We start from the raw sequence: 1,683 nt of genomic DNA, 5'->3' as shown, positions 1-1,683 counted from the left end.
GCCGACTTCAGCTTGCTCGACGATGCCGTCGACGATTGGTCGACGATGGTCAAGGCCGCGGCCGAGGCCGGGCTGCCCGCCTCGTTCGTCACCGAGACCGGTCTGCCCTTCCCGGTGGCTGGCGCGGTGCGGGTCACCGGGCAGGCCCAGTTCCACCCGCGCAAGTACCTGCTGGCCCTCGCCGCCGACCTGGTCGAACACGGCGGGCGGATCTTCGAGGACACCACCGTCCTCGGCCTGGACGAGGGCGAGCCGTGCAGGCTGTCGACCGCGACCGGGGCGACCGTCCGGGCCCGGGACGTCGTCGTCGCGACGCACTACCCGATCTTCGACCGGGCCCTGCTGTTCGCCCGTCTCTCCACCCGCCGCGAACTGGTCGTCGCCGGGACGATCCCCGCCGGCCAGGACCCGGACGGCATGTTCATCACGCCCGACGAGGACACCCGCTCGGTGCGCACGGCGCCCCACGACGAGGGCGACCGGCGGCTGCTCATCGTCACCGGTGAGCACTTCACTCCGGGCACGAGCGACCCGCGGGCCCGTTTCGAGCGCCTCACCGCCTGGGCCACCGGCCACTTCCCGGACCTGGAGGTCACCCACCGATGGGCCACCCAGGACACCGAGCCCACGGACACCGTGCCGATGGTCGGCCCGCTGCACCCCGGCGCCCGGCACACGTACGTGGCCACCGGCTTCGGCGGCTGGGGCATGACCGGCGGCATCATGGCCGGCCGGCTGCTGACCGCGCAGATCACGGGTGAGGAGTGCGAGTGGAGCGGGCTGTACGACCCGCGCCGGATCAAGCCCGCACTGCGCGAGGCGCCGACGTTCCTCAAGACCCAGGCCAAGGTCGCCGGGCACTTCGTGGGCGACCGGCTGCGGCCTTCCCCGCCGGTGGAGTCCCTGCCGCCCGGCGAGGGCGCCGTGGTCCGCGCCGACGGCCACCGTGTCGCGGTGTACCGGGACGAAGACGGCGGGCTGCACGCCGTCTCCGCCCGCTGCACCCACCTGGGCTGCCTGGTCGACTTCAACGCCGCCGAGCGCGCCTGGGAGTGCCCCTGCCACGGCTCCCGTTTCGACACGGACGGCAAGGTGCTCCAGGGCCCGGCGACCAAGCCCCTGGAGCAGCGAGACCTCTGAGGGCTCGACCCGGGCCTACGCTGGACGTATGAGCGAGGACGACTACTGCCTGATCGACGCGACCAGGCCGCCCCTGGCGGACGGACCGCCGTTCGCAGAGTGCGTGCTGTGCCGGAAGCCGACGGAGCACCCCGAGTCGTACAAGGGCATCACGCTCTGCCCCGCCTGCGAGTGGCAGGAGGCGCAGCGCACCGCCTGCTCAGGGTGACCTGCGGGAGGCCAGCGCTCCGGCCAGAGCCGGCGCCGCGGCCGTGACCAGGGCCGCCGCGGCCAGGGGGAGCAGCGGCACCTCACCCTGCCGCGATCCGGTCACCAGGCCCCGCACGGCCGCCTGGGCGGGTGAGCCGGTGGCCACCAGGGACAGCAGCGCCGCGAGCAGCAGGGCGAGGACGGCCCGGCCCGGCGGCCGCAGCAGGGGCCTGCTGGTGAGCGCGCCGACGGCGGTGCCGAGCAGGGGCTTATGGCTGAAAGGGGCAAGATGGTAGCCAACACCCCCCAACCCCCTACCCGCGCACGCCCCAAAGCTGCACGGCCGGACATGAG

At 73.9% G+C, this 1,683-nt stretch carries 2 protein-coding genes and 1 pseudogene; 2 read left to right on the top strand and 1 reads right to left on the bottom strand.

Annotated features, from left to right (window positions below; all coding sequences use genetic code 11):
- On the top strand, positions 1–1,140 hold a 1,140-nt coding region (locus ABZ281_RS48395), incomplete at its 5' end, for an FAD-dependent oxidoreductase (RefSeq protein ID WP_356665115.1).
- A 28-nt stretch (positions 1,141–1,168) separates the two neighbouring features.
- Positions 1,169–1,348: a hypothetical protein gene (locus ABZ281_RS48390; protein ID WP_356665113.1), complete on the top strand. Its 180-nt coding sequence runs from the start codon at positions 1,169–1,171 to the stop codon at positions 1,346–1,348.
- Here the strand turns inward: ABZ281_RS48390 and ABZ281_RS48385 are convergent.
- Positions 1,340–1,683: pseudogene (locus ABZ281_RS48385) on the bottom strand (hypothetical protein); the annotation flags it as partial. The gene ABZ281_RS48390 and the pseudogene ABZ281_RS48385 sit on opposite strands and share 9 nt — an antisense overlap.

Origin of the sequence: Streptomyces sp. NPDC006265 (assembly GCF_040613555.1) — a bacterium.
In the GTDB taxonomy this organism is placed as follows: domain Bacteria; phylum Actinomycetota; class Actinomycetes; order Streptomycetales; family Streptomycetaceae; genus Streptomyces.
Note: the sequence above shows the minus strand (reverse complement) of the source record. Positions and strands in the feature narration are given on the sequence as shown.